Annotated in this window: 16 protein-coding genes; 7 read left to right on the forward strand and 9 right to left on the reverse strand. The window is 70.1% G+C overall.

Annotation, left to right across the window (positions count from 1 at the left end; all coding sequences use genetic code 11):
- The first annotated feature begins 278 nt into the window (after positions 1-278).
- Together BUB75_RS10230 and BUB75_RS10235 are read left to right on the forward strand one after the other, a co-directional pair.
- Positions 279-893, forward strand: coding sequence for a DUF6230 family protein (locus BUB75_RS10230; protein WP_073254762.1), 615 nt, complete (start codon positions 279-281; stop codon positions 891-893).
- 2 nt (positions 894-895) lie between these two features.
- Positions 896-2,374 carry a DUF6114 domain-containing protein gene (locus tag BUB75_RS10235; protein ID WP_073254765.1) on the forward strand — a complete coding sequence of 493 codons (1,479 nt, stop codon included), beginning with the start codon at positions 896-898 and terminating at the stop codon, positions 2,372-2,374.
- A gap of 48 nt (positions 2,375-2,422) precedes the next feature.
- Here BUB75_RS10235 and BUB75_RS10240 read toward each other — a convergent pair whose 3' ends face one another.
- Both BUB75_RS10240 and BUB75_RS10245 read right to left on the reverse strand, forming a co-directional pair.
- Positions 2,423-3,493, reverse strand: coding sequence for an aspartate-semialdehyde dehydrogenase (locus BUB75_RS10240; RefSeq protein ID WP_073254768.1), 1,071 nt, complete (start codon positions 3,491-3,493; stop codon positions 2,423-2,425).
- Complete coding sequence (locus tag BUB75_RS10245; RefSeq protein ID WP_073254771.1) at positions 3,490-4,755, reverse strand: aspartate kinase; 1,266 nt, start codon at positions 4,753-4,755, stop codon at positions 3,490-3,492. The genes BUB75_RS10240 and BUB75_RS10245 overlap by 4 nt, the downstream gene beginning before the upstream one ends.
- Before the next feature lie 636 nt (positions 4,756-5,391).
- On the opposite strand from BUB75_RS10245, the gene BUB75_RS10250 reads away from it, so the two are divergent.
- The 5 genes from BUB75_RS10250 (at position 5,392) to leuA (ending at position 12,632) form a co-directional block, all read left to right on the forward strand.
- Complete coding sequence (locus BUB75_RS10250; protein ID WP_073254774.1) at positions 5,392-9,252, forward strand: nitrate- and nitrite sensing domain-containing protein; 3,861 nt, start codon at positions 5,392-5,394, stop codon at positions 9,250-9,252.
- Complete coding sequence (locus tag BUB75_RS10255; protein WP_073254777.1) at positions 9,249-9,671, forward strand: roadblock/LC7 domain-containing protein; 423 nt, start codon at positions 9,249-9,251, stop codon at positions 9,669-9,671. The genes BUB75_RS10250 and BUB75_RS10255 overlap by 4 nt, the downstream gene beginning before the upstream one ends.
- Before the next feature lie 41 nt (positions 9,672-9,712).
- Complete coding sequence (locus BUB75_RS10260) at positions 9,713-10,072, forward strand: DUF742 domain-containing protein (RefSeq protein WP_073254780.1); 360 nt, start codon at positions 9,713-9,715, stop codon at positions 10,070-10,072.
- Positions 10,053-10,670: a GTP-binding protein gene (locus BUB75_RS10265; protein WP_073254783.1), complete on the forward strand. Its 618-nt coding sequence runs from the start codon at positions 10,053-10,055 to the stop codon at positions 10,668-10,670. The genes BUB75_RS10260 and BUB75_RS10265 overlap by 20 nt, the downstream gene beginning before the upstream one ends.
- Positions 10,671-10,910: 240 nt before the next feature.
- Positions 10,911-12,632, forward strand: coding sequence for a 2-isopropylmalate synthase (gene leuA, locus BUB75_RS10270; RefSeq protein ID WP_073254786.1), 1,722 nt, complete (start codon positions 10,911-10,913; stop codon positions 12,630-12,632).
- Positions 12,633-12,688: 56 nt separating this feature from the next.
- Here leuA and BUB75_RS10275 read toward each other — a convergent pair whose 3' ends face one another.
- From BUB75_RS10275 to BUB75_RS10305, 7 genes are all read right to left on the reverse strand, one after another.
- A complete protein-coding gene (locus BUB75_RS10275) occupies positions 12,689-13,198 on the reverse strand; it encodes a GNAT family N-acetyltransferase (RefSeq protein WP_073254789.1) in 510 nt (169 codons plus the stop codon).
- On the reverse strand, positions 13,195-13,830 hold the full coding sequence (locus BUB75_RS10280; protein ID WP_218617413.1) for a class II aldolase/adducin family protein: 636 nt from the start codon (positions 13,828-13,830) through the stop codon (positions 13,195-13,197). The genes BUB75_RS10275 and BUB75_RS10280 overlap by 4 nt, the downstream gene beginning before the upstream one ends.
- Positions 13,831-13,843: 13 nt before the next feature.
- Complete coding sequence (locus BUB75_RS10285) at positions 13,844-15,946, reverse strand: acyl-CoA dehydrogenase family protein (protein ID WP_073254792.1); 2,103 nt, start codon at positions 15,944-15,946, stop codon at positions 13,844-13,846.
- 117 nt (positions 15,947-16,063) lie between these two features.
- Complete coding sequence (locus BUB75_RS10290; protein ID WP_084740659.1) at positions 16,064-17,266, reverse strand: ABC transporter ATP-binding protein; 1,203 nt, start codon at positions 17,264-17,266, stop codon at positions 16,064-16,066.
- Positions 17,263-18,264 (reverse strand): ABC transporter ATP-binding protein, encoded by a 1,002-nt coding sequence (locus BUB75_RS10295; protein ID WP_073254795.1) that lies wholly within the window; start codon positions 18,262-18,264, stop codon positions 17,263-17,265. Before BUB75_RS10295 ends, BUB75_RS10290 begins: the two co-directional genes overlap by 4 nt.
- Positions 18,265-18,268: 4 nt before the next feature.
- The gene (locus BUB75_RS10300) at positions 18,269-19,186 is read right to left on the reverse strand and encodes an ABC transporter permease (RefSeq protein ID WP_073254798.1); all 918 of its coding nucleotides are present in this window, start codon (positions 19,184-19,186) and stop codon (positions 18,269-18,271) included.
- The gene (locus BUB75_RS10305) at positions 19,183-20,187 is read right to left on the reverse strand and encodes an ABC transporter permease (RefSeq protein WP_073254801.1); all 1,005 of its coding nucleotides are present in this window, start codon (positions 20,185-20,187) and stop codon (positions 19,183-19,185) included. Before BUB75_RS10305 ends, BUB75_RS10300 begins: the two co-directional genes overlap by 4 nt.

Here is a 20,187-nt window from a genome sequence, read left to right on the forward strand (position 1 = left end):
CCCCGACTATGCATGCTTGGCAGTTGCGCGCGAACCTTCCGAACCCCGTCCGTGGATGAGTGCCGAGACTCCGTGCCTTTCTCAACCCCGGACGAACATTTTTCGGACACTGGCCTTCTTACTCCCCAGTAAGTTACGGTGACCCTGCCATCGGTCGATGACATGACGGTTGACCAACGCGCGTCAATGTTGCCGCGAAGCACCCCTGCGGCTCATCGACCCCACCGGCCCGCCCACGCGCGGCGCCGGATGAACCCGAGCCGCACAGGGAGAGAGACATGCCCAGGGCCAAGCACGCGCCGCGCTCGACGAGCGGCGTCCGGTGGAAGCGGTTCGCGTTACTCGTCGCACCGGCCGCGATCGGCGCGAGCGCCATCGTCGGCCTCACCGCGGAGGGCGCGCTCGCTGCCTCGTTCGCGGTGTCCGGACAGAACTACAAGATCTCTGCCGACAAGCTCACCGCGGACGGCATGGTGCTCTACGGCGATGTGGACGACGCCCTCGACGGGACCAAGCGGCCGGTCGGCACCGCCGGGTTCAAGAAGGCGACGCTCGAGAACCTGTGTCTGTCCACCGTGGTCCCGCTGCCCGCCGGCGACATGACGATCCGGCTCACCGCAGGTGGTGACGGCAAACCGGTCGAGGCGACGAACATGATCGCCGACCTGGACCAGCTCTCCGGCGACGCCGAGTTCAACAACATCCAGATCGGCATCGACGCGTCGAAGCAGACGAAGGGCCCGGTCAGCGGCCCGGCCGGGCTCGGTGCGCTGCAGCTGGACTCCGCGACGATCACCGACCCGAAGCTGCGAGCCTGGGCGGTCGCGTCCGGCACGTTCAAGCTGACCGGTCTGAAGATCGACGTCAGCTTCGGCAAGAAAGAGTGCTACTAACCGTGCTGCCGTCGCGACGGGAGCGGTTTCGACGCTGGCGACACCAACGGCCGTTCTGGGGCTCGGTGCTCACGCTGGTGTTCGCCGCAGAGCTTTACGCGGCCACGGCTGCCCCGATGGGTCTGATCGTCCTGCAGGGCGCCACCGTCCTCGGGACGATGGTGCTGTCCGCGGTCCTCGTCGTGCTGGGCGGGGCAACGCTGGCGCAACCGCTCCTGCGGACGATCACCGGGCCGATCGTCGTGCTGCTCGCGCTGGTCTCACTGCTGGTCTCGAACTTCGGCGGGTTCCTGATCGGAATGGTGCTCGGCGTTGTCGGTGGCGGGATGATGTTCGCCTGGTCTCCGACAAAAAACGCCGCGCTCGCGACGCCGGACGTCTTGCTCTCGGACGAGGCCGAGCCCGAGACCGACGTCTTGCACGTGGACGACGCCGAGCCGGCCACCGACGTCTTAGCTCTGGACGACGCTGAGCCCCCCACCGCCGACCTGCACGTGGACGACGCCGAGCCGCTCACCGCCGACCTGCACCTGAACGACGCCGAACCGCCCACCGCCGACCTGCACCTGCCGGCGGAGCCCATCGACGCCGACTCGGCGGCGGCCGAGCGGTGGCGCGGACTCCCCGGCGGGACGGCTGCGGAGTCCGAGCCGCCGACCGGCCCCGGACGGCACCGGCGGCTTCTCTCGGTGCTGGTCTGGCTCGTGCCGGCGCTGGCCGTCGCGCTGATCCTCACCACCACCGGCGCACCGGCTGTCGCCGACACTCCGGGCGGCCAGCCCCGCGACCTGCCGTGCCTCATCCCGTTCCTGTGCCCGGAGCCGACGCCGGAACCGGAGCCGGAGCCCGCCCCCTCGCCCAGCCCGTCCGCGCCGCTCTTCCCGGATCTACTGCCGAAGCCGGGCCCGAGCGCGTCCGCCAGCCCGACGCCGGGCGCGACCTGTGCGCCCGAGGACTATCCGACCGGCGACGGGACGCCGGTCGGCGAGGCTGCCGCGCTGGCGGCGCGGATCCTGCAGGCGTGCGCCAAGGCCGGTACCCCCAACGCGGGCACCGCCGACGAGGTCTCCGCGGTGGGCATCGAGCCGGGCGTCCTGAAGGCCGACCGGCTGACGCTGGAGGACCTCACCTACCGCGGCACGGTAAAGCTGGCGACCGCGACCGGGTCGACGACCGTGATGGAGTTCTCCGCGACGAAGCTGACGATCGTCGGGATGGACCTGCGGGTCCCGTTCAACGCCCGCACGATCACGCTCGCCGGCACCGGCGGGAGCGCGACGATCAGCGGCAACGTGAAGCTGTACGCGGCGGACCTGAGCGGCAAGGCACTCGACCTCCTGCCGCTGAAGTTCACCCCGAACCCGCCGCCGCTGCTGCCGCAGATCGCGCTGCCGAGCCTCTTCTTCACCGGCGTGACGTCCCACGTCGCCCTGGTGAGCGCCGACACGATCCGCACCGCCGTCAGCATCAACGTCGCCTGAACACACGGAGGCCCGCCCCGGATGGGGCGGGCCTTCGGCGTCAAAGAATCAGGCGGTGAACTCGGCCGCGATCAGCTCAGCGATCTGGGCGGTGTTGAGCGCGGCGCCCTTGCGGAGGTTGTCGCCGCAGACGAACAGGTCGAGCGTGTTCGGGAAGTCCAGAGCCTGCCGCACCCGCCCGACGAACGTCGGGTCCGCACCGACGGTGTCGGCCGGCGTCGGGAACTCCCCGTTCGCCGGGTCGTCGACGACGACCACGTTCGGCGCCTCGGCCAGCGCGTCGTGCGCCTCCGCCACGGTCAACGGCGACGCGAACGTGGCGTGCACGGCCAGCGAGTGGGTGGTCACCACCGGGACGCGGACACAGGTCGCCGAGACCTTCAGCGACGGGATGCCGAGGATTTTCCGGGACTCGTTCCGGACCTTCAGCTCCTCGCTGCTCCAACCGTCGTCCTTGACCGACCCGGCCCACGGCACGACGTTCAGCGCCAGCGGCGCCGGGAACGGAGAGGCCTGGTCGCCGAGCTTCTCGGCCAGCGCCGCCCGCACGTCACCGGCCCGCACGCCGAGGTCACGGCGCCCCCCGACGATCTCGAGCTCATCGTAGAGCCGGTCGACGCCGGGCTGCCCCGCGCCGGACGCGGCCTGGTACGAGGCCACCACCAGCTCGGTGAGCTGCCACTTGCGGTGCAGCGCGCCCAGCGCGTCCATCATCGTCAGCGTGGTGCAGTTCGGGTTCGCGATGATTCCCTTGGGACGCCGCGCGGCGGCGTCACCGTTCACCTCGGGGACGACCAGCGGGACGTCGGGGTCCATCCGGAATGCTCCGGAGTTGTCGACGGCGACGGCACCACGCGAAACGGCGATCGGCGCCCACTGCGCCGACACCTCGTCCGGGACGTCGAACATCGCCACGTCGACGCCGTCGAAGACCGACGGCTCGAGCAGCTGAACCTCGACCTCTTCACCACGGACGACCAGGCGCTTGCCGGCCGACCGCTTCGAGGCGACCAGCCGGATCTCGCCCCAGACGTCGGCGCGCTCGGACAGGATCGAGAGCATCACGGTGCCGACCGCACCGGTAGCCCCGACGACGGCAAGGGTTGGCTTCCGGCTCATCGTCCGCTCCCCGCGTAAACAGTGGCTTCTTCGTCGGTGCCGAGGTCGAAGGCCTCGTGCACAGCGCGCACCGCGGCGTCCAGGTCGGTGTCGCGGCAGACCGCGGAGATCCGGATCTCCGAGGTGGAGATGATCTCGATGTTGACGCCGACCTTCGCCAGCGCCTCACAGAACGTGGCGATGACGCCGGGGTGCGAGCGCATACCCGCGCCGACCACCGACACCTTGCCGATGTGCTCGTCGAAGATCAGCCGGTCGAACCCGATCGAGGCCTGCGCCTTCTGCAGCGCGGACATCGCGGCCGGGCCGTCGGACTTCGGCAGGGTGAACGAGATGTCGGTACGCGCGGTCGCCGCGGCCGAGACGTTCTGCACCACCATGTCGATGTTGATCTCGGCGTTGGCGACCGTTCGCAGGATCGACGCCGCCTGACCGGGGGTGTCGGGCACGCCGACCACAGTGATCTTCGCTTCGCTCCGGTCGTGCGCGACGCCGGAGATGATCGCCTGCTCCACGGAAGGGTCCTCCATCGACCCGGTCACGAGCGTGCCGGGCTTGTTCGAGTACGACGAGCGGACGTGGATCGTCAGGTCGTTACGCCTGGCGTACTCCACCGACCGGAGGTGCAGGATTTTCGCGCCGCAGGCGGCGAGCTCCAGCATCTCCTCGTAGATGACCGTGTCGAGCTTCTTCGCGTTCTTCACGATCCGCGGGTCGGCGGTGTAGACGCCGTCCACGTCCGAATAGATCTCGCACACGTCGGCCTTGAGCGCGGCGGCCAGGGCCACCGCCGTGGTGTCGGACCCGCCGCGGCCCAGCGTCGTGATGTCTTTGGTGTCCTGGGCGACGCCCTGGAAACCGGCGACGATGGCGATCGCGCCCTCGTCGACGGCGCCCTGGATACGACCGGGCGTCACGTCGATGATGCGCGCGGCTCCATGCCGCGCGGTGGTGATCACACCGGCCTGCGAGCCGGTGAACGAGCGGGCCTCGTACCCGAGTGAGTGGATCGCCATCGCGAGCAGCGCCATCGAGATGCGCTCGCCTGCGGTCAGCAGCATGTCGAGCTCCCGCCCCGGGGGAACCGGGGCGACCTGGCCGGCCAGGTCGAGCAACTCGTCGGTGGTGTCGCCCATCGCGGAAACCACGACGACGACGTCGCTGCCGGCTTTCCGGGTGGCCACGATGCGTTCGGCGACCCGCTTGATCCGCTCAGCGTCGGCGACCGAGGAGCCGCCGTACTTCTGTACGACGAGTCCCACGTCGCTCCTTCCGTACGGCCCGGTAGAAGGCACACCGGGCAGAGTTCCGAGGCCTAGGGTACCGGCGCTCGCAGCCCGTTTTCGCGGCTCCAACCCCCCGGGTGGTATCCGATTGACCACTCGTGGGAGACTCGTCACGTCACGCCGCCGTCAGGTAGCCTTCCGTCAAGACAATGCGGAATGGCATGGTTTGCTGGTGATCGTGTGACCACACACGTGCCACCTCCCTCGTTCGGAGGATCCCGCAACACCGGGTAGACGAGATTCTCGTCCGGTATCGGGGCATTGCAGGACATCTGGCCCCACTGCGAACCGTCGCGCTTTCCACCCAGGGTGGATCGTGGTGCAATGCCACAGCGAACACCGCCGGTGGGTGAGAATGGCTCACCGGCCGCGGGGGCGCGTTTCGCCAGCAGCGACACAGACGGAGGAGTCGTGCCCACGTCCCTCAAGGGCTTACGTCCGGCCGCAACCTCAGAGGGGCCGGTCAGGCGGGTCCCGAACGCCGGAACGCCCTCCGAGGACCGGAGTAACTCCGGGCATGAGCCGGCCAGCCGGCCGCTGACCCGCAGTCAACGCTTCCTCGGTAACGCCCCCATCCGGGTCAAGGTTGTTCTGATCACCCTTGTCCCACTGATGGCGATGTTCCTGTTCGCCGGCATCCTCACGTACATCGTGACGGACGAGGCGCAGTCCGCGCAGCAGGTGCAGCAGCTGGCGCGTCTGGGTAGCCAGGCGTCGACCCTGGTCAACGACCTCCAGCTCGAGCGCGCCGCGGCCGCCAACTACGTCGCGGACCCGGGTAAGGACAAGAACCACCCGACGCTCCGCCGCTTCATCGACCGCGGCACCGCCACCGACGCCACACTGCGGCAGTTCCTCGCCGAGTCCGGCCGGCTCGACGCCGACACCAAGTCGCCGATCCAGTCCCAGCTGCAGAGCGTGACGCGCGGTTCCGCAACGCTGGTCAACCAGCGCAACAACCTTCTGAACCAGGCCCGCGACGAGGGTGTGAACGTCAGCGTCGCCGCGGCCAAGTACGAGACGCTGATCAGCGACCTGCTTCGGATCAGCGACGGCCTCGCCGCAGCTGCCGACGACCGCACGCTCTCCGACCAGCTCCGCGCGGTGGCGGCCTTCGCCCGCTACAAGGAAGCCGTCAACCAGGAGCAGATCGCCGTCCTGGACGTTCTCGTCGACGAGAACAAGACGTTCACGAACGACACGTTCAAGACCGTCCTCGTCGCGTCCGTGCGCCAGGAAGTGTTCACCACGCAGTTCCAGAACACCTCGTCGATCGAGCAGCGGGACATCCGCAACGCGACGGTCCCCCAGGAAGCGCAGTACCGCTCGGTGAGCAACACCGTCCGCAAGACGCTGATCGGCAGGCCGATCAGCACGACGGCGTCCTACTGGGTCAACACCAGCAACCAGGCCGACACGGTGCTGCGCGGCGTGGAGCAGAAGCTCAACGGCCACGCGGTCCAAGCCGCCGCCGACTTCCGCGACGACGCGATCCGGAAGACGATCATCGTCATCACGGTCGCGCTCGCCGCGCTGGTCATCGCCCTCCTGGTTTCGCTCGCCGTCGCCCGCTCGATGGTCCGCCCGCTGGTGCGGCTGCGGTCCTCCGCGCTGGAGGTCGCGTACCAGAGCCTTCCGGAGGTCGTTCGCAAGCTGCAGGACGCCGACCAGCACACCGCGGCGCAGGCCTCGGCCGAGACCAAGGCCCGCACCCTGGACATCCGGTCCGGCGACGAGATCGGCCAGGTGGCCCAGGCGTTCAACGCGGTCCATCTGGAAGCCGTCCGGGTCGCGTCCGAGCAGGCCCAGCTGCGACAGAGCGTCTCGACGATGTTCGTCAACCTCTCCCGCCGCTCGCAGCTCCTGGTCGACCGGCTGATCCGCCTGATCGACGGTCTGGAGCAGGGCGAGCGCGACCCCGACCGCCTCTCCGAGCTGTTCAAGCTCGACCACCTGGCCACCCGAATGCGGCGGAACGACGAGAACCTCCTGGTCCTCGCCGGCGCCGACGCCGGTCGCCGGTGGACCCGCCCCGCCCCGCTGGTCGACGTCCTCCGCGCCGCGACCGCCGAGGTGGAGCAGTACACCCGGGTCAAGCTGGGCTCGATCGACGACACCGTCGAGATCTCCGCGGCGGCCGTGAACGACCTCGTGCACCTGGTCGCCGAGATCCTGGAGAACGCCACGTCGTTCTCCTCGCCGCGCACCGACGTCGTGGTCGACTCCCGCCGGGTCAGCGACCACGTGGTCATCGAGATCGAGGACCAGGGCATCGGTATGTCCCGCGAGCAGCTCGCGGAGTTCAACGAGCGGCTGGCCAAGCCGCCGGTGTTCGACATCGCGGTCTCCCGCATGATGGGTCTGTTCGTAGTCGGCCGGCTGGCCTCCCGCCACGGCGTCAAGGTCATGCTGCGCGACGCCTCCGGCGGCGGTGTGCTGGCGATCGTCACGCTGCCCGCCGGCGTCCTGCACGGTGACCAGCCGGTGGTCTCGGCGCTCCCGCCGGCCGCTACCGAGACCGACGAGCAGGACGGTGACCGTCCGGTCGAGCGGGTCGTCTCGGAGCGGGTCGACCGCTCCGAGCAGCCCGCGCTCCCGGCCGCGAACGCCCCGTACGCCCCCACCGGCTCGTTCGGTGCCCCGGCCCCCGGCCAGCCGCCGTTCGGTGGCGCGCCGCAGGGTCCCGGCCCGTTCGGTGGCGGTCAGCCGCCGTTCGGCGGCCACCCGGGCCAGCCCGGGCACCCCGGACAGCCGGGCCACCCCGGACACCCCGGACAGCCGGGCCACCCCGGACAGCCGGGTCACCCCGGACAGCCGGGTCAGCCGGGCCACCCGGGTCAGTTCGGCCAGCCGCCGTTCGGTCAGCCGAGCCAGCCGGAGCCGTTCGCTCCGGCGGCCTCCGCCGAGACCGGCGAGCAGCCCGGACACGACCAGTGGCGCCCGCTCAACGCTCCGCCGTTCGGCGGGGTCCGGCAGGACGGCGACGACCACGACGCGCAGCGCGAGGCCTTCGGCCCGCCCGCCCGTCAGCAGCAGACGCCGCCGAGCGCCCGCGACCTGTTCGGCCCGGTGACCCCCGAGCCGCTGCCGCAGCGTGACGAGCGGGAGGACAGCGGCGCGCAGCCGATCTTCCCGTTCGCCCCGACGACGCCGACCCCGGCGCAGCCGCCGTTCGCGGCACCCGCTGCGGCCACCGAGGAGCAGCCCGACCCGAGCTGGTCGGAGCCGACCCGACCGGTGCCGATCATCCGCGACCCCGCCGCCGCGGCGGCGACCGGAACGCACAGCATCCTCGGCGACCTCCGGCCGGAGCCGACCCCGACCGAGGCGCGCGAGCCCGACCTGACCTGGAGCACCGGCGGCCTTCCCGTCCGCAGGCCCGAGGAGCAGGCACAGCCGACCGCGAACGCACCGGCCGAGCAGGCCGCACCGGCCGCACCGGCGCTGCCGGTCCGCGACCCGTTCGCGAGCCGCGAGGCGCAGACGCCGCCGCAGAACCGTCCGATCACCCCGACGGCTCCGCTGGCACCGGCCTCGCCGGGCGCGCGGCCCGCTGCGCCGGCTACCCCGGCTCAGCCCCCGGCTGCGCAGCCGCAGGTGGCTCAGGCTCCGCCGCAGGCAGCCCAGGCCGCCGAAGCGACGCAGCCGCAGGCACAGCCGAACCGTGGCAGCTCGGCGGCGGACGCGATGGCCGCGCTGCGGCGCGAAGCCACCGCGGACCGGTCGAGCACGACCGGCGCGCAGAAGATCTTCCGCGCCGGCCCGTCCGACCCGCCGAACTCGGACCCGACGATCGAGATGCCGCTCCCGATTTTCGACGCGATCGAGTCGGAGTGGTTCCGGTCCCGCACCACCGCAGCGCCGCGGAACGGGAGCAACGGCTCCTGGTCCCCGCCGCGGGTGCCGGAAGCCCCGGGAGCCCGCCCAGCGGCCTCTCGGAGCGAATCCGAGCCGTCCACTGCGGACGACGCCAGCCAGATCACCGGCGGCACGCTGGCGGACGCTCCGGTGTCCCCGGCGGTCGGCGGCGAGGCGGCCTTCCCGCAGAGCGCGACCGCGGCCTGGAACCGTGCGCGCTCGAACGGAAACGCAGACGAGCCGACCACCCCCAGTGGTCCGGAGCGCGAGGAAGAACCGGTCAGCGTCGGTGCTGCGCGTCAGCCCGCGACGGCCGCATGGGAGTCGCCGGCTGACGCCGGATGGCGCGCCGCGCAGGCGGCCGCCGAGGCTGCTCCCAGCAGCACCACCAAGTCGGGCCTACCGAAGCGTGTTCCGATGGCACACTTCGTGCCAGGCCGAGTGGAGACGGCGGCGAAGAAAGCTTCGCGGCCGGCGTCCCACCGGTCGCCCGAGGCGGTGCGGGGCGTCCTGTCCAGCTACCGCAGCGGTCTCGAGCAAGGGCGGCAGGCCGGGCGCCCGTCCCGGACCGGTACGACCTTTGCCGGCTCACCTGAAACGCAGGAGGAGATGTGAGCTCGCTGAGCCACGATGCCCAGAACCTCAACTGGCTGGTGGCGAACTTCGCCAACCGAGTCCCCGGCATCGCCCACGCCGTGGCCGTGTCCGCCGACGGACTGCTGTTGGCGGTCTCCGACGGCCTGCCCCGGGACCGGGCCGACCAGCTCGCGGCGATCGCGTCCGGCCTGGTGAGCCTCACTCAGGGCGCCGCGCTGTGCTTCGAGGGTGGGAACGTCAGTCAGACCGTCGTGGAGATGGACACCGGCTTCCTGCTGGTCATGTCGATCAGCGACGGTTCGTCTTTGGCAGTTCTCGCGTCCCGTGCGTGTGATATCGGCCAGGTCGGGTACGAGATGGCGCTGCTGGTGGAGCGGGTCGGACAGGTGCTCACGCCGGCGCTGCGGTCCGAGCTTCACGCTTCCCTGCCCCGCTGACAAGTACGGCCGCGCTGAAGGACGACAGGAGACGTCGCGCGATGAGTACCGAGTACGTCGATCAGAGCGGGCCGCTGGTGCGCCCGTACGCGATGACCGGGGGTCGAACCAGACCCCGCGTGGACATCGCGATGGAGGCACTGGTCACGGCCACCGCTCGCGGCGACCGTGAGGCTGGATCTGCCCGGCACGAGTGGCAGAAGATCGTCGATCTCTGTCAACAAGTGCAGTCGCTGGCGGAGATCGCGGCGTATCTTGGCACTCCTCTCGGGGTTGCCCGAGTGATCGTCGGCGACATGGCCGAGGCTGGAATGCTGGACGTGCACGAGCCCGGCAGGCTCGACGACCAGCTCGGAACGTATCTGCTGGAAAGGGTGCTCAGTGGACTTCGGAAGCTCTAGCCCCGGCCGCCCGCCGCGGGTGACGGCGAGCCGCGCCACCTCCGCCAAGATCGTCATCGCGGGCGGGTTCGGCGTGGGCAAGACCACGCTTGTCGGCTCGGTGTCGGAGATCCGTCCGCTCACCACCGAGGCGGTGATGACAGCCGCAGCGATCGACGTCGACGATGCCTCGAAGATCCCGGGCAAGTCCACCACCACGGTGGCGATGGACTTCGGCCGGATCACGCTCGACGAGGACTTGATCCTGTATCTGTTCGGTACGCCCGGACAGACGCGGTTCTGGTTCATGTGGGACGAATTAGTACGCGGCGCCATCGGTGCCGTCGTCCTCGTCGACACACGCCGACTTGCCGACTGCTTCGCCGCCGTCGACTTCTTCGAGCAGCGCGGGCTGCCGTACGTCGTCGGTCTGAACTGCTTCGACGGCGTCCAGCCGTACACGACGCAGGACGTGCGAGACGCGCTGACGATCGGTCAGGAAGTGCCGATCATCAACTGCGACGCTCGCGGGCGTGAGTCGACCAAGGCGCTGCTCATCTCGCTCGTCGAATACGTCCTCCGTCTGCGTGGCGCGGCTCCGGCCGGCGTCGGCAGCTGATAGCAGTTCCAGAGGGCCGCGGGTCACCCGCGGCCCTCTGCGCTGCCCCGACTTAGCGTTTCGGCTGGTCAGCCACGTGTTTGGCGATTCGCGCGGCGACCGCCTATGGTGATAGGCGTGCGGATGGTGGGACTGCTCCTTCTCTGCCGCGGCGAGGCCAGTTAACAAGCCGGCTTCCTCGTCGCGGCGCTCGGCGTGCTTGCCGGCTTGCACCTAGCCGCTATCCCAGGAGCACCCGTAATGAGTTTCGTCCGCAATCCCCAGCGTCCCAGCGGGATGCCGATCCACCGCTACACCCCGTTCACGCCGATCGACCTGGCCGACCGCACCTGGCCCGCGCGGCAGACCACCGAGGCGCCGCTGTGGTGCGCGGTGGACCTGCGCGACGGCAACCAGGCGCTGATCGACCCGATGAGCCCCGCCCGCAAGCGTCGGATGTTCGAGCTGCTGGTGAAGATGGGCTATAAGGAGATCGAGGTCGGCTTCCCGGCCGCCAGCCAGACCGACTTCGACTTCATCCGGCAGATCATCGAGGACGATCTGATCCCGGACGACGTCACGATCCAGGTGCTGACCCAGGCCCGGGACGAGCTGATCCACCGCACGTTCGACGCCGTCCGCGGCGCCAAGCAGGCGATCGTCCACCTCTACAACTCGACGTCGACGCTGCAGCGGCGGGTCGTCTTCGGCCTGGACCGCGAGGGCATCACCGCGATCGCCACCAACGGCGCCCGGCTCTGCCAGAAGCTGTCCGAGTCGATGGGCGACACGTTCATCCGGTTCGAGTACTCCCCCGAGTCGTACACCGGCACCGAGCTGGAGTACGCCGCCGAGGTCTGCAACGCGGTCAGCGACATCTGGGAGCCCTCCGACGACCGGCCGGTGATCCTGAACCTGCCTGCCACCGTCGAGATGGCGACGCCCAACGTCTACGCCGACTCGATCGAGTGGATGAACCGGCACCTGGCCCACCGCGAGAACATCATCCTGTCGCTGCACCCGCACAACGACCGCGGCACGGCGGTCGCCGCCGCCGAGCTGGGCATGCTGGCCGGTGCCGACCGCGTCGAGGGCTGCCTGTTCGGCAACGGCGAGCGCACCGGCAACGTCTGCCTGGTGACGCTGGGCATGAACCTGTTCAGCCAGGGCATCGACCCGATGATCAATTTCAGCGACATCGACGAGATCCGGCGCACGGTCGAGTACTGCAACCAGCTGCCGGTCAACGAGCGCCACCCGTACGGCGGCGACCTGGTCTACACAGCCTTCTCCGGATCGCACCAGGACGCGATCAAGAAGGGCTTCGAGTGGATGGAGCGGGACGCCGCCGCGGCGAACACGCCGGTGGACGAGTTCCGCTGGGCCGTGCCGTACCTGCCGATCGACCCGAAGGACGTCGGCCGCACGTACGAGGCCGTCATCCGGGTGAACTCGCAGTCCGGTAAGGGCGGCGTCGCCTACATCATGAAGACCGAGCACCAGTTCGACCTGCCGCGCCGACTGCAGATCGAGTTCTCGCAGGTCGTCCAGAAGATCACCGACAACGAGGGCGGCGAGGTCAGCGCCGAGGCGATGTGGTCGGTGTTCCGCGACGAGTACCTGCCGAACCCCGACAACCCGTGGGGTCGGCTGGCGCTGCGCGGCTACCGCAACGTCGGTGCCGACGCCGACCGCGTCTCGTTCGACGTCGTCCTGGACGGCGCGGAGAAGACGCTCGAGGCATCCGGCAACGGGCCGATCAACGCGTTCGTGAACGCGCTGAGCGAGATCGGAATCCCGGTGCGGATCCTGGACTACGCCGAGCACGCGATGTCGGCGGGCGGCGACGCTCGCGCGGCGGCGTACACCGAGTGCGCGGTCGGCGAGGACCAGGTCCGCTGGGGCGTCGGCGTCGACACGAACATCGTCACGTCGTCGCTGAAGGCCGTGGTAAGCGCCGTAAACCGCGCCTACCGTTCCTAGATTTCTGGCCGAATATCGACCTATCGGCGCTCTGATAGGTCGATATTCGGCCACTTTTATGGCCGCTCTTCGGTGCGGTAGGGACGCAAGCCGCGGGCCTGGTAGTTGCGCAGCGCGTTCGGGTGGTCCTGGGTCGACGTGTGCAGCCAGACCCGACGCACGTCGTCGTGGAGGCTCCAGGCCTGCCGCAGCCCCAGCGTGAGCGCATGCCCGCCCAGGCCCTGCCCGACGACCTCCGGCACCAGCCCGAACGTGACGATCTCGACCTCGGTCTCGGAGCGCCCGTCACCGGGATCCGCCCGGGGCGCGAGCTCGACCAGCCCCACCGGCTCGCCGTGGTGCCGCACCGCCCACCGACGACGCAGCGGATCCGCGAGGATTCCCGTCCACTCCTCGTCCGGACGGGTCGCGCTCTTCCAACCGTAGGGCGCGCCGATCCGCCGCTCGAGGTCCTTGATCAGCTCGTGGTCGTCATCGATCGGCGTGAGCTTCACGTCGTCGACCTCGCGGCCGGGTACCAACTCTTCCGGCGACGTCATCTCCACATACGTCCGGAGGTGGCTCATCGTGCTCCCTGCCCGTAGGTCGCCAGGCGCGCGGTCGCGTCGTCCAGCTCCACGCCGTCCAGCAGGCGTGGAATCACCCCGGATGACAGCACCCGCAGCGCCACCTCGCAAACCCATTCCAGGTACAGCGCCCGCTCGTAGGCCTCGGCGAGCGTCGAGCCCACGGCCACCGCGCCGTGGTTGCCGAGCAGGCAGGCGGTACGGCCCTCCAGCGCGCTCACCGCACCGGCGGCCAACCCGTCGGTGCCGTATTCGACGTACGGCGCGACCCGCGGCGCACCGCCGAACAGACCCAGGTAGTAGTGCACGGCCGGGATCTGCGGCACCAGGCAGGACAGCGCGGTGGCTGCGGTCGAGTGGGTGTGCACCACCGCGCCGACGTCCGGGCGGGCCGCATAAACCGCGAGGTGCAGCGGCAGTTCGCTGGTGGGCTTCAGCCGGGCATCGATCACCGACCCGTCCAGCGCGTGCAGGCCGACGTCCTCGGCGCGCAGCGTCGTGTAGGACACGCCGGTCGGTGTGACCGCGACCTGGTCGCCGACGCGCGCCGAGACATTCCCGGCCGTTCCGACGACCAGACGGTCGGCGACCATCCGCTGGCAAACTTCGGCGATCGCGTCCCGCTCCGTCACGGTCGGGATCTTCTCACCCGGCGCGCCGCGCCTCGGCGCGGGTCTCCGGCGCGCCGGTATCAAACGCGTGCATCGTGTCCTGTCGCTGCTCCTCGGCGCCCTGCGCGATCGGGGCGTCCAGCCAGTCCTCGGGGATGCCGAACGCCTCGACCAGCGTCAGCGCGTGTGGGCGCAGCTCCTGGCAGAGCTCGTTGACCGCGGCGGTGACCCGCTTCGCGCGACCGGGCGTCATGCGTCCGTGGCCGAGGAACCAGGCCAGGTCGGCCTCGATCGTGGACAGTGCGAACAGCGAGCACACCCGGTCCAGCAGCGCGCGGGTGTCCGGGTCCTCCACCCGGTCCACCGCGCCGGTGAACGCTTCGAGGAGCACCTGCTCGACGTGCACCCGCGCCAGCCGCAGCACGTGGTCCTGGGCGTCGTTGAACACCGCGAACGCGTCCGCGTCCGGCTCACCGGCCTTGCGTAGCCGCCGCGCCAACCCGTCGAGGACGTGCTTCTCACGGTCCTCGAACAGCGCCAGGTGCCACTCCCGGTCCCGCAGGTCGCCTTCCTCGTCCCGGCCGGGCGCGACCCGCCGGAGCCGATCGAGGAGGTTCCGCGCCGAGGTCCGCTCGGCCACCGCCTCCCAGACCTGGTCGGCGAAGAATCGGACCATGCCGAGCGCGTCGAGGTCGCCGACCTGGTCGCGGTAGCCGGTCAGTAGCCCTTTGGCGACCAGCTGCAGCAGTACCCGGTTGTCACCCTCGAACGTGGTGAACACGTCGGTGTCGGCGCGTAGCTGCGGCAGCCGGTTCTCGGTCAGGTATCCCGCACCACCGCACGCCTCCCGACAGGCCTGGATGGTGGCCGACGCGTGCCAGGTGGCGATCGCCTTCAGCCCCGCTGCGCGGGCCTCCAGCTCCCGCTGCCTGCGTTCGGCTGCCTCGCCGTCGTCCCGCGCGTCCCCACTGCCGGTGTCGACGCTCGGCCGCGGGCCATCGGCGCCGTGCTGCACTCCGGCCGGCGACGCAGCGGTCGCGAGGCCGTCGGCAGGCTGCAGCTCGTGCAGCGTGGTCACCAGCTCTTCCTGGGCGAACCGCAGGGCGTACGTCTTCGCCAGCGCGGGCAGCAGCGCACGTTGGTGGGCGAGGTAGTCGAGCAGCGCCACCTCGCGGTCGCGCCCGGGCGCGGCGAACTGCCTGCGCACCTCGCCGTACCGCACCGCGATCGCCAGCGCGGTCTGCGTCGCGCTGCCCGCTCCCCCGGCGACGCTGACCCGGCCGCGAACCAGCGTGCCGAGCATCGTGAAGAAACGCCGACTCGAGTTCTCGATCGGGCTGGAGTAGGTGCCGTCCTCGGCGACGTCGCCGTAGCGGTTGAGCAGGTTCTCCCGCGGGATACGGACGCGGTCGAACCAGAGCCGTCCGTTGTCGACGCCGGACAGCCCGGCTTTCCCGCCGCAGTCACCGATCCGGACGCCGGGGCAGGGGTTACCCGCGTCGTCCCGGATGGGCACCAGGAACGCGTGGACGCCGTGCGACTCGCCCTGGGTGATCAGTTGCGCGAACACGACCGCGAGCCGCGCGTCCCGGGCGGCACCACCGATGTAGTCCTTGCGGGCGGCCTCGTGCGGCGTCTCGACCACGAACTCCCGGGTCTCCGGGTCGTACGTGGCGATGGTGCGCAGGTGCTGGACGTCCGAGCCGTGGCCGGTCTCGGTCATCGCGAAACAGCCGGGCAGGTCGAGGCTCATCACCGCGGGCAGGTACCGCTCATGGTGCCGGTCGGTGCCCAGCGCCTGGATCGCACCGCCGAACAAGCCCCACTGGACGCCCGACTTCACCATCAGCGAGAGGTCGCCGTACCCGAGCATCTCGAACGAGACGACCGATCCGCCGGTGTCGCCCTCGCCGCCGTAGCGGGTCGGGAAGCCCAGCCGGGAGTGCCCGACCTTGGCGAGCTGCTGGAGCTGCTCCCAGACGTGCTGACGGTGGGCGTCGCGGTCGAGGTCAGCGGCGAGACCGAACTCGGGTCGGCGCAGCGCCTGGCGCGCTTCCTCCCGGATTCGACCCCATCGGCCGTCGAAGACGCGACGCAGCTCGCTGAGTTCCGGCTGGTCGACTGCGGTGTCGCTCATCCTGGGCTCCTCGTCTCGCCTCTATGTTACCGACGAGTACCCAGCGACTGCTGCCCCTCAACGTGACCTACGGAACGCGATCGCCGCCGCGCGGGAGCGCGGCGGCGATCGGCGGCGTCAGTGGCCGGGCGGGAGGGTTCCGGCGATTTCGGCGGTGACTGCCTGGACGGACGCGGAGTCGAGGGCCGTGTGCGCCTCGACCAGCTCCGGCCGCACCTCGTGCGGCTGGATCTTGCCGTCCCGGATGTCCTCGGCGTAGTGGCAGGCCACCCGGTGTCCCGGCGCCAGTTCCCGCAGCGCCGGCCGGTCGGTGTCGCAGCGCGTCTCCTGCCGCCACGGGCAGCGGGTGTGGAAGCGGCATCCGCTCGGCGGGTTCGCCGGCGACGGCAGGTCACCGGAGAGCAGGATCCGCTGCCGACTGTCCTCGATCGTCGGGTCCGGCACCGGCACCGCGGAGAGCAGCGTCCGGGTGTACGGGTGCAGCGGCTGCTCGTACAGGTCGGCGCTCGACGATTCCTCGACCAGCCCGCCCAGGTACATGACCCCGACCCGGTCGGAGGTGTGCCGCACCACCGCGAGGTCGTGCGCGATCAGCAGGTACGTCAGGCCGTACCGCTCCTGCAGGTCCTCCAGGAGGTTGAGCACCTGCGCCTGCACCGAGACGTCGAGCGCGGAGACCGGCTCGTCGGCGACGATCAGGTCCGGCTTGAGGATAAGCGCCCTGGCGATGCCGATGCGCTGGCGCTGGCCGCCGGAGAATTCGTGCGGGTACCTCCGGAGTGCGGTGGCCGGAAGACCTACGGCGTCCAGGATCTCCTTCAGAGTGCGGTGGCCGCTCTCCTTGTCCCACAGACCGTGCGACTTCAGCCCTTCCGACAGCGTCGACTCGACGTTCTGCCGGGGGTCGAGGCTGGACAGCGGGTCCTGGAACACCATCTGCATCCGGCGGCGAGCCTTCCGCAGCGCCTCGCCCTTCAGCTCCCGGAGATCGGAGCCGTCGAACAGCGCCTTGCCGCCGGTCGGCTCGACCAGCCGCAGCAGCCCGCGGCCGAACGTCGTCTTGCCGCAGCCGGACTCGCCGACCAGCCCGTAGGTCTCGCCCCGCCGGATCGTCAGCGAGACGCCGTCCACGGCGTGCACGTGCCCGATCGTGCGGTCGAAGAACACTCCGCGCTTGATCGGGAAGTGCACCTGCAGATCGGTGACCTCGACCAGCACCTCAGCCGGCGGGGCCGGCTCGGCCGGAACCGAAGGCGAAGCGGGATCCGAAGCCGGATCCGCAGGCGATGCCGGATCCGACGGCGTTGCGTCGGTGGTCATCGAGATACCTCCTCGACGGCAGCCGGCGTCTCCACCGGGTTGAAGCAGCGCAGCAGCCGACGACTCTCGGCGTCCGGCTCCAGGGCGGGCGTGCCTTCCGTGCACCGATCGATCCGGTTGTCGCAGCGCGGCGCGAACGCGCACCCCTCGGCCCACGGGATCGCGTCGGCGACCGACCCCCGGATCGGCGTGAGCGGCTGCCCCTGCGGAGCGTCCAGTCGTGGCACCGAACCGAGCAGCCCTGAGGTGTAGGGGTGCCGCGGCTGGGCGAACAGCCGGTACCGGTCGGTGTTCTCGACGACCTTGCCCGCGTACAGCACGTTGACGTTGTCACACAGCCCGGCGACCACTCCCAGGTCGTGCGTGATGAGGATCAACGCGCTGCCCACCTCGTCCACCAGACGCTCGAGCAGGGCCAGGATCTGGGCCTGCACCGTGACGTCCAACGCCGTAGTGGGCTCGTCTGCGATCAGCAGACGCGGTCGGCAGGCGAGCGCGATCGCGATCAACGCACGCTGACGCATACCGCCGGACAGGTGATGCGGGTAGTCCTTCAGCCGCCGCTGCGGGTCGGGGATGCCGACCGCGGTCAGCAGCTCGACGGCCTCGGCCTTCGCCTCGCCCTTGCGCATGCCGCGGTGCCGCTCCAGCACCTCGGTCACCTGACGGCCGATCGGGATGACCGGGTTGAGCGAGCTCAGCGGGTCCTGGAAGACCATGCCGATGTCGCGTCCGCGCCGGTCCCGCATCTGGTTCGTCGGGAGCGTCAGCAGATCGACGCCCTCGAAGAGGGCCGTGCCGCCGACCTGGACGCCCCGCTTGGGCAGCAGACCCATGATCGCCAGCGACGTGACCGACTTACCGCAGCCGGACTCGCCGACCAGACCGACGGTCTGGCCCGGCTCCACGCTGAAACTGACACCGTCCACGGCATGCACGGGCTTCTCACCGCGGCGGCCGAACGTGACGGTCAAGTCCTTGACCTCGAGGAGAGCCATGGAGTTACCGCCGGTTCTTGGGGTCGAGAGCCTCACGAAGGGACTCACCGAACAGGGTGAAGCCGAGCGCCACCACAATGATGCAGAGCGCAGGCCAAACCGCCAACGACGGCTGGATGTCGAAGTACACCTGGGCGTCGCCGAGCATCGCGCCCCACTCCGCCCGGTTCGGGTCGGCGTCGCCGAGGCCGAGGAACGAGAGCGCGGCCGCGTCGATGATCGAGGTGGCCAGCGTCAGCGTGGCCTGGACGATCACCGCGGACAGCGAGTTCGGCAGCATGTGCCGCAACACGATCGACCGCTCGTGGACGCCGAGCGCCCGGGCAGCCAAGACGTGGTCGGCATGTCTTTGAGCGAGCATCGCGCCGCGCAACAATCGGGCGAAGATCGGCACCGACACGATCGCGACGGCGGCGATGACCGTCCACTGGTTCGCGCTCTGGAACAGCGCGGCGATCGAGATCGCCAGCAGCAGGCTCGGCACCGACAGCAGGATGTCGACGAACCGCATCAGCACGGTGTCGACCCAGCCGCCGAACGCACCGGCGAGGCCGCCGATCAGCATGCCGATGACCAGCCCCGCCAGCGTCGCCAGGACACCGACGAGCAGCGACTGCCGAGCGCCGACGATCAGCCGGCTCAGCACGTCACGGCCGTTCTGATCGGCGCCGAGCGGGAACCCTTCCCGCGGAGGCAACGGCGTGTTCTGCCGCACCTCGTCGATCAGGTAGCGGTAGTACGGGTCCTTCGGCGCCAGCAGCGGCGCGAAGATCGCCACCAGGACGAAGATCAGCACGATGACCGCGCCGAGGATCGCCACCGGGTTGCGGGACAACCGACGGATCGCGTCCCTGGTCAGGCTGTTGCCGTGCTCGGCCAGGTCGTCGATGCGGTCACGCTTGCGGGTCAGAAGCGAGGTCATCGGACACGCACCCGCGGGTCGATGAGGGCATACGACAGGTCGACCAGCAGGTTGACCAGGACGTACGTCAGCGCCGCGACGAGGATCAGCGCCTGCAGCCGTGGATAGTCACGTTTTTCGATGCCTTCAGCGAGCAGCGAACCGATCCCGCCCCAGACGAACACCTTCTCGGTCAGGACGGCGCCCGCGAGCAGCAGGCCGGCCTGCAGACCGATCGTGGTGGACACCGGCAGCAGCCCGTTGCGCAGCACGTGGCGACTGCGGATCGTGCGGGCCCGGAGGCCCTTGGCCTCGGCGGTCCGGACGTAGTCCTCGTTCAGCACGTCCAGTACGGACGCCCTGGTGATTCGGACGATGACCGCCAGCGGGATCGTGCCGAGCGTGATCGCCGGGAGGATCAGGTGCTGGATCGCGTCCCAGACCACGTCCCATTCGCGGGTGAGGATCCCATCGAGGATGAGGAAGCCCGTGACCTCGGTCTGGTCGAGTCCGGCGGTGATGCGTCCGGACGGCGGGAGCCAGCCCAGGTCGACCGCGAACCATTGCTTGAGGATGTAACCGAGGAAGAACACCGGCACGGCGACGCCGACCAGCGTCGCGATCACGGTGGCGTTGTCGAAGAAGCCGCCCCGGCGCTTGGCCGAGAGGTAGCCGAGCGGAATGCCCAGCACGATCGCGAACAGCAGCGCGGCGACGCTCAGCTCGATCGTGGCCGGGAGCGCGTCTCCGAGCTCGTCGACGACCGGCCGCGAGCTGGCCAGCGAGGAGCCGAAGTCACCGGTGAACACTCGTCCGAGGAACTTGCCGTACTGCACCCAGATGGGTTCGTCCAAGCCGAGCGTCCGGTTGAGCGAAGCGATCTTCTCCGGGGTGGCCTTGTCGCCGAGCAGTGCGGTCGCCGGCCCGCCGGGCAGCGACCGCAGCCAGGCGTAGAGCAGGAACGACAGCACGAACAGCGTCGGGATCACGCCGAGGAGCCGGCGCACGACGTACCGAAGCAT

The organism is Cryptosporangium aurantiacum, assembly GCF_900143005.1.
Classification (GTDB): domain Bacteria; phylum Actinomycetota; class Actinomycetes; order Mycobacteriales; family Cryptosporangiaceae; genus Cryptosporangium; species Cryptosporangium aurantiacum.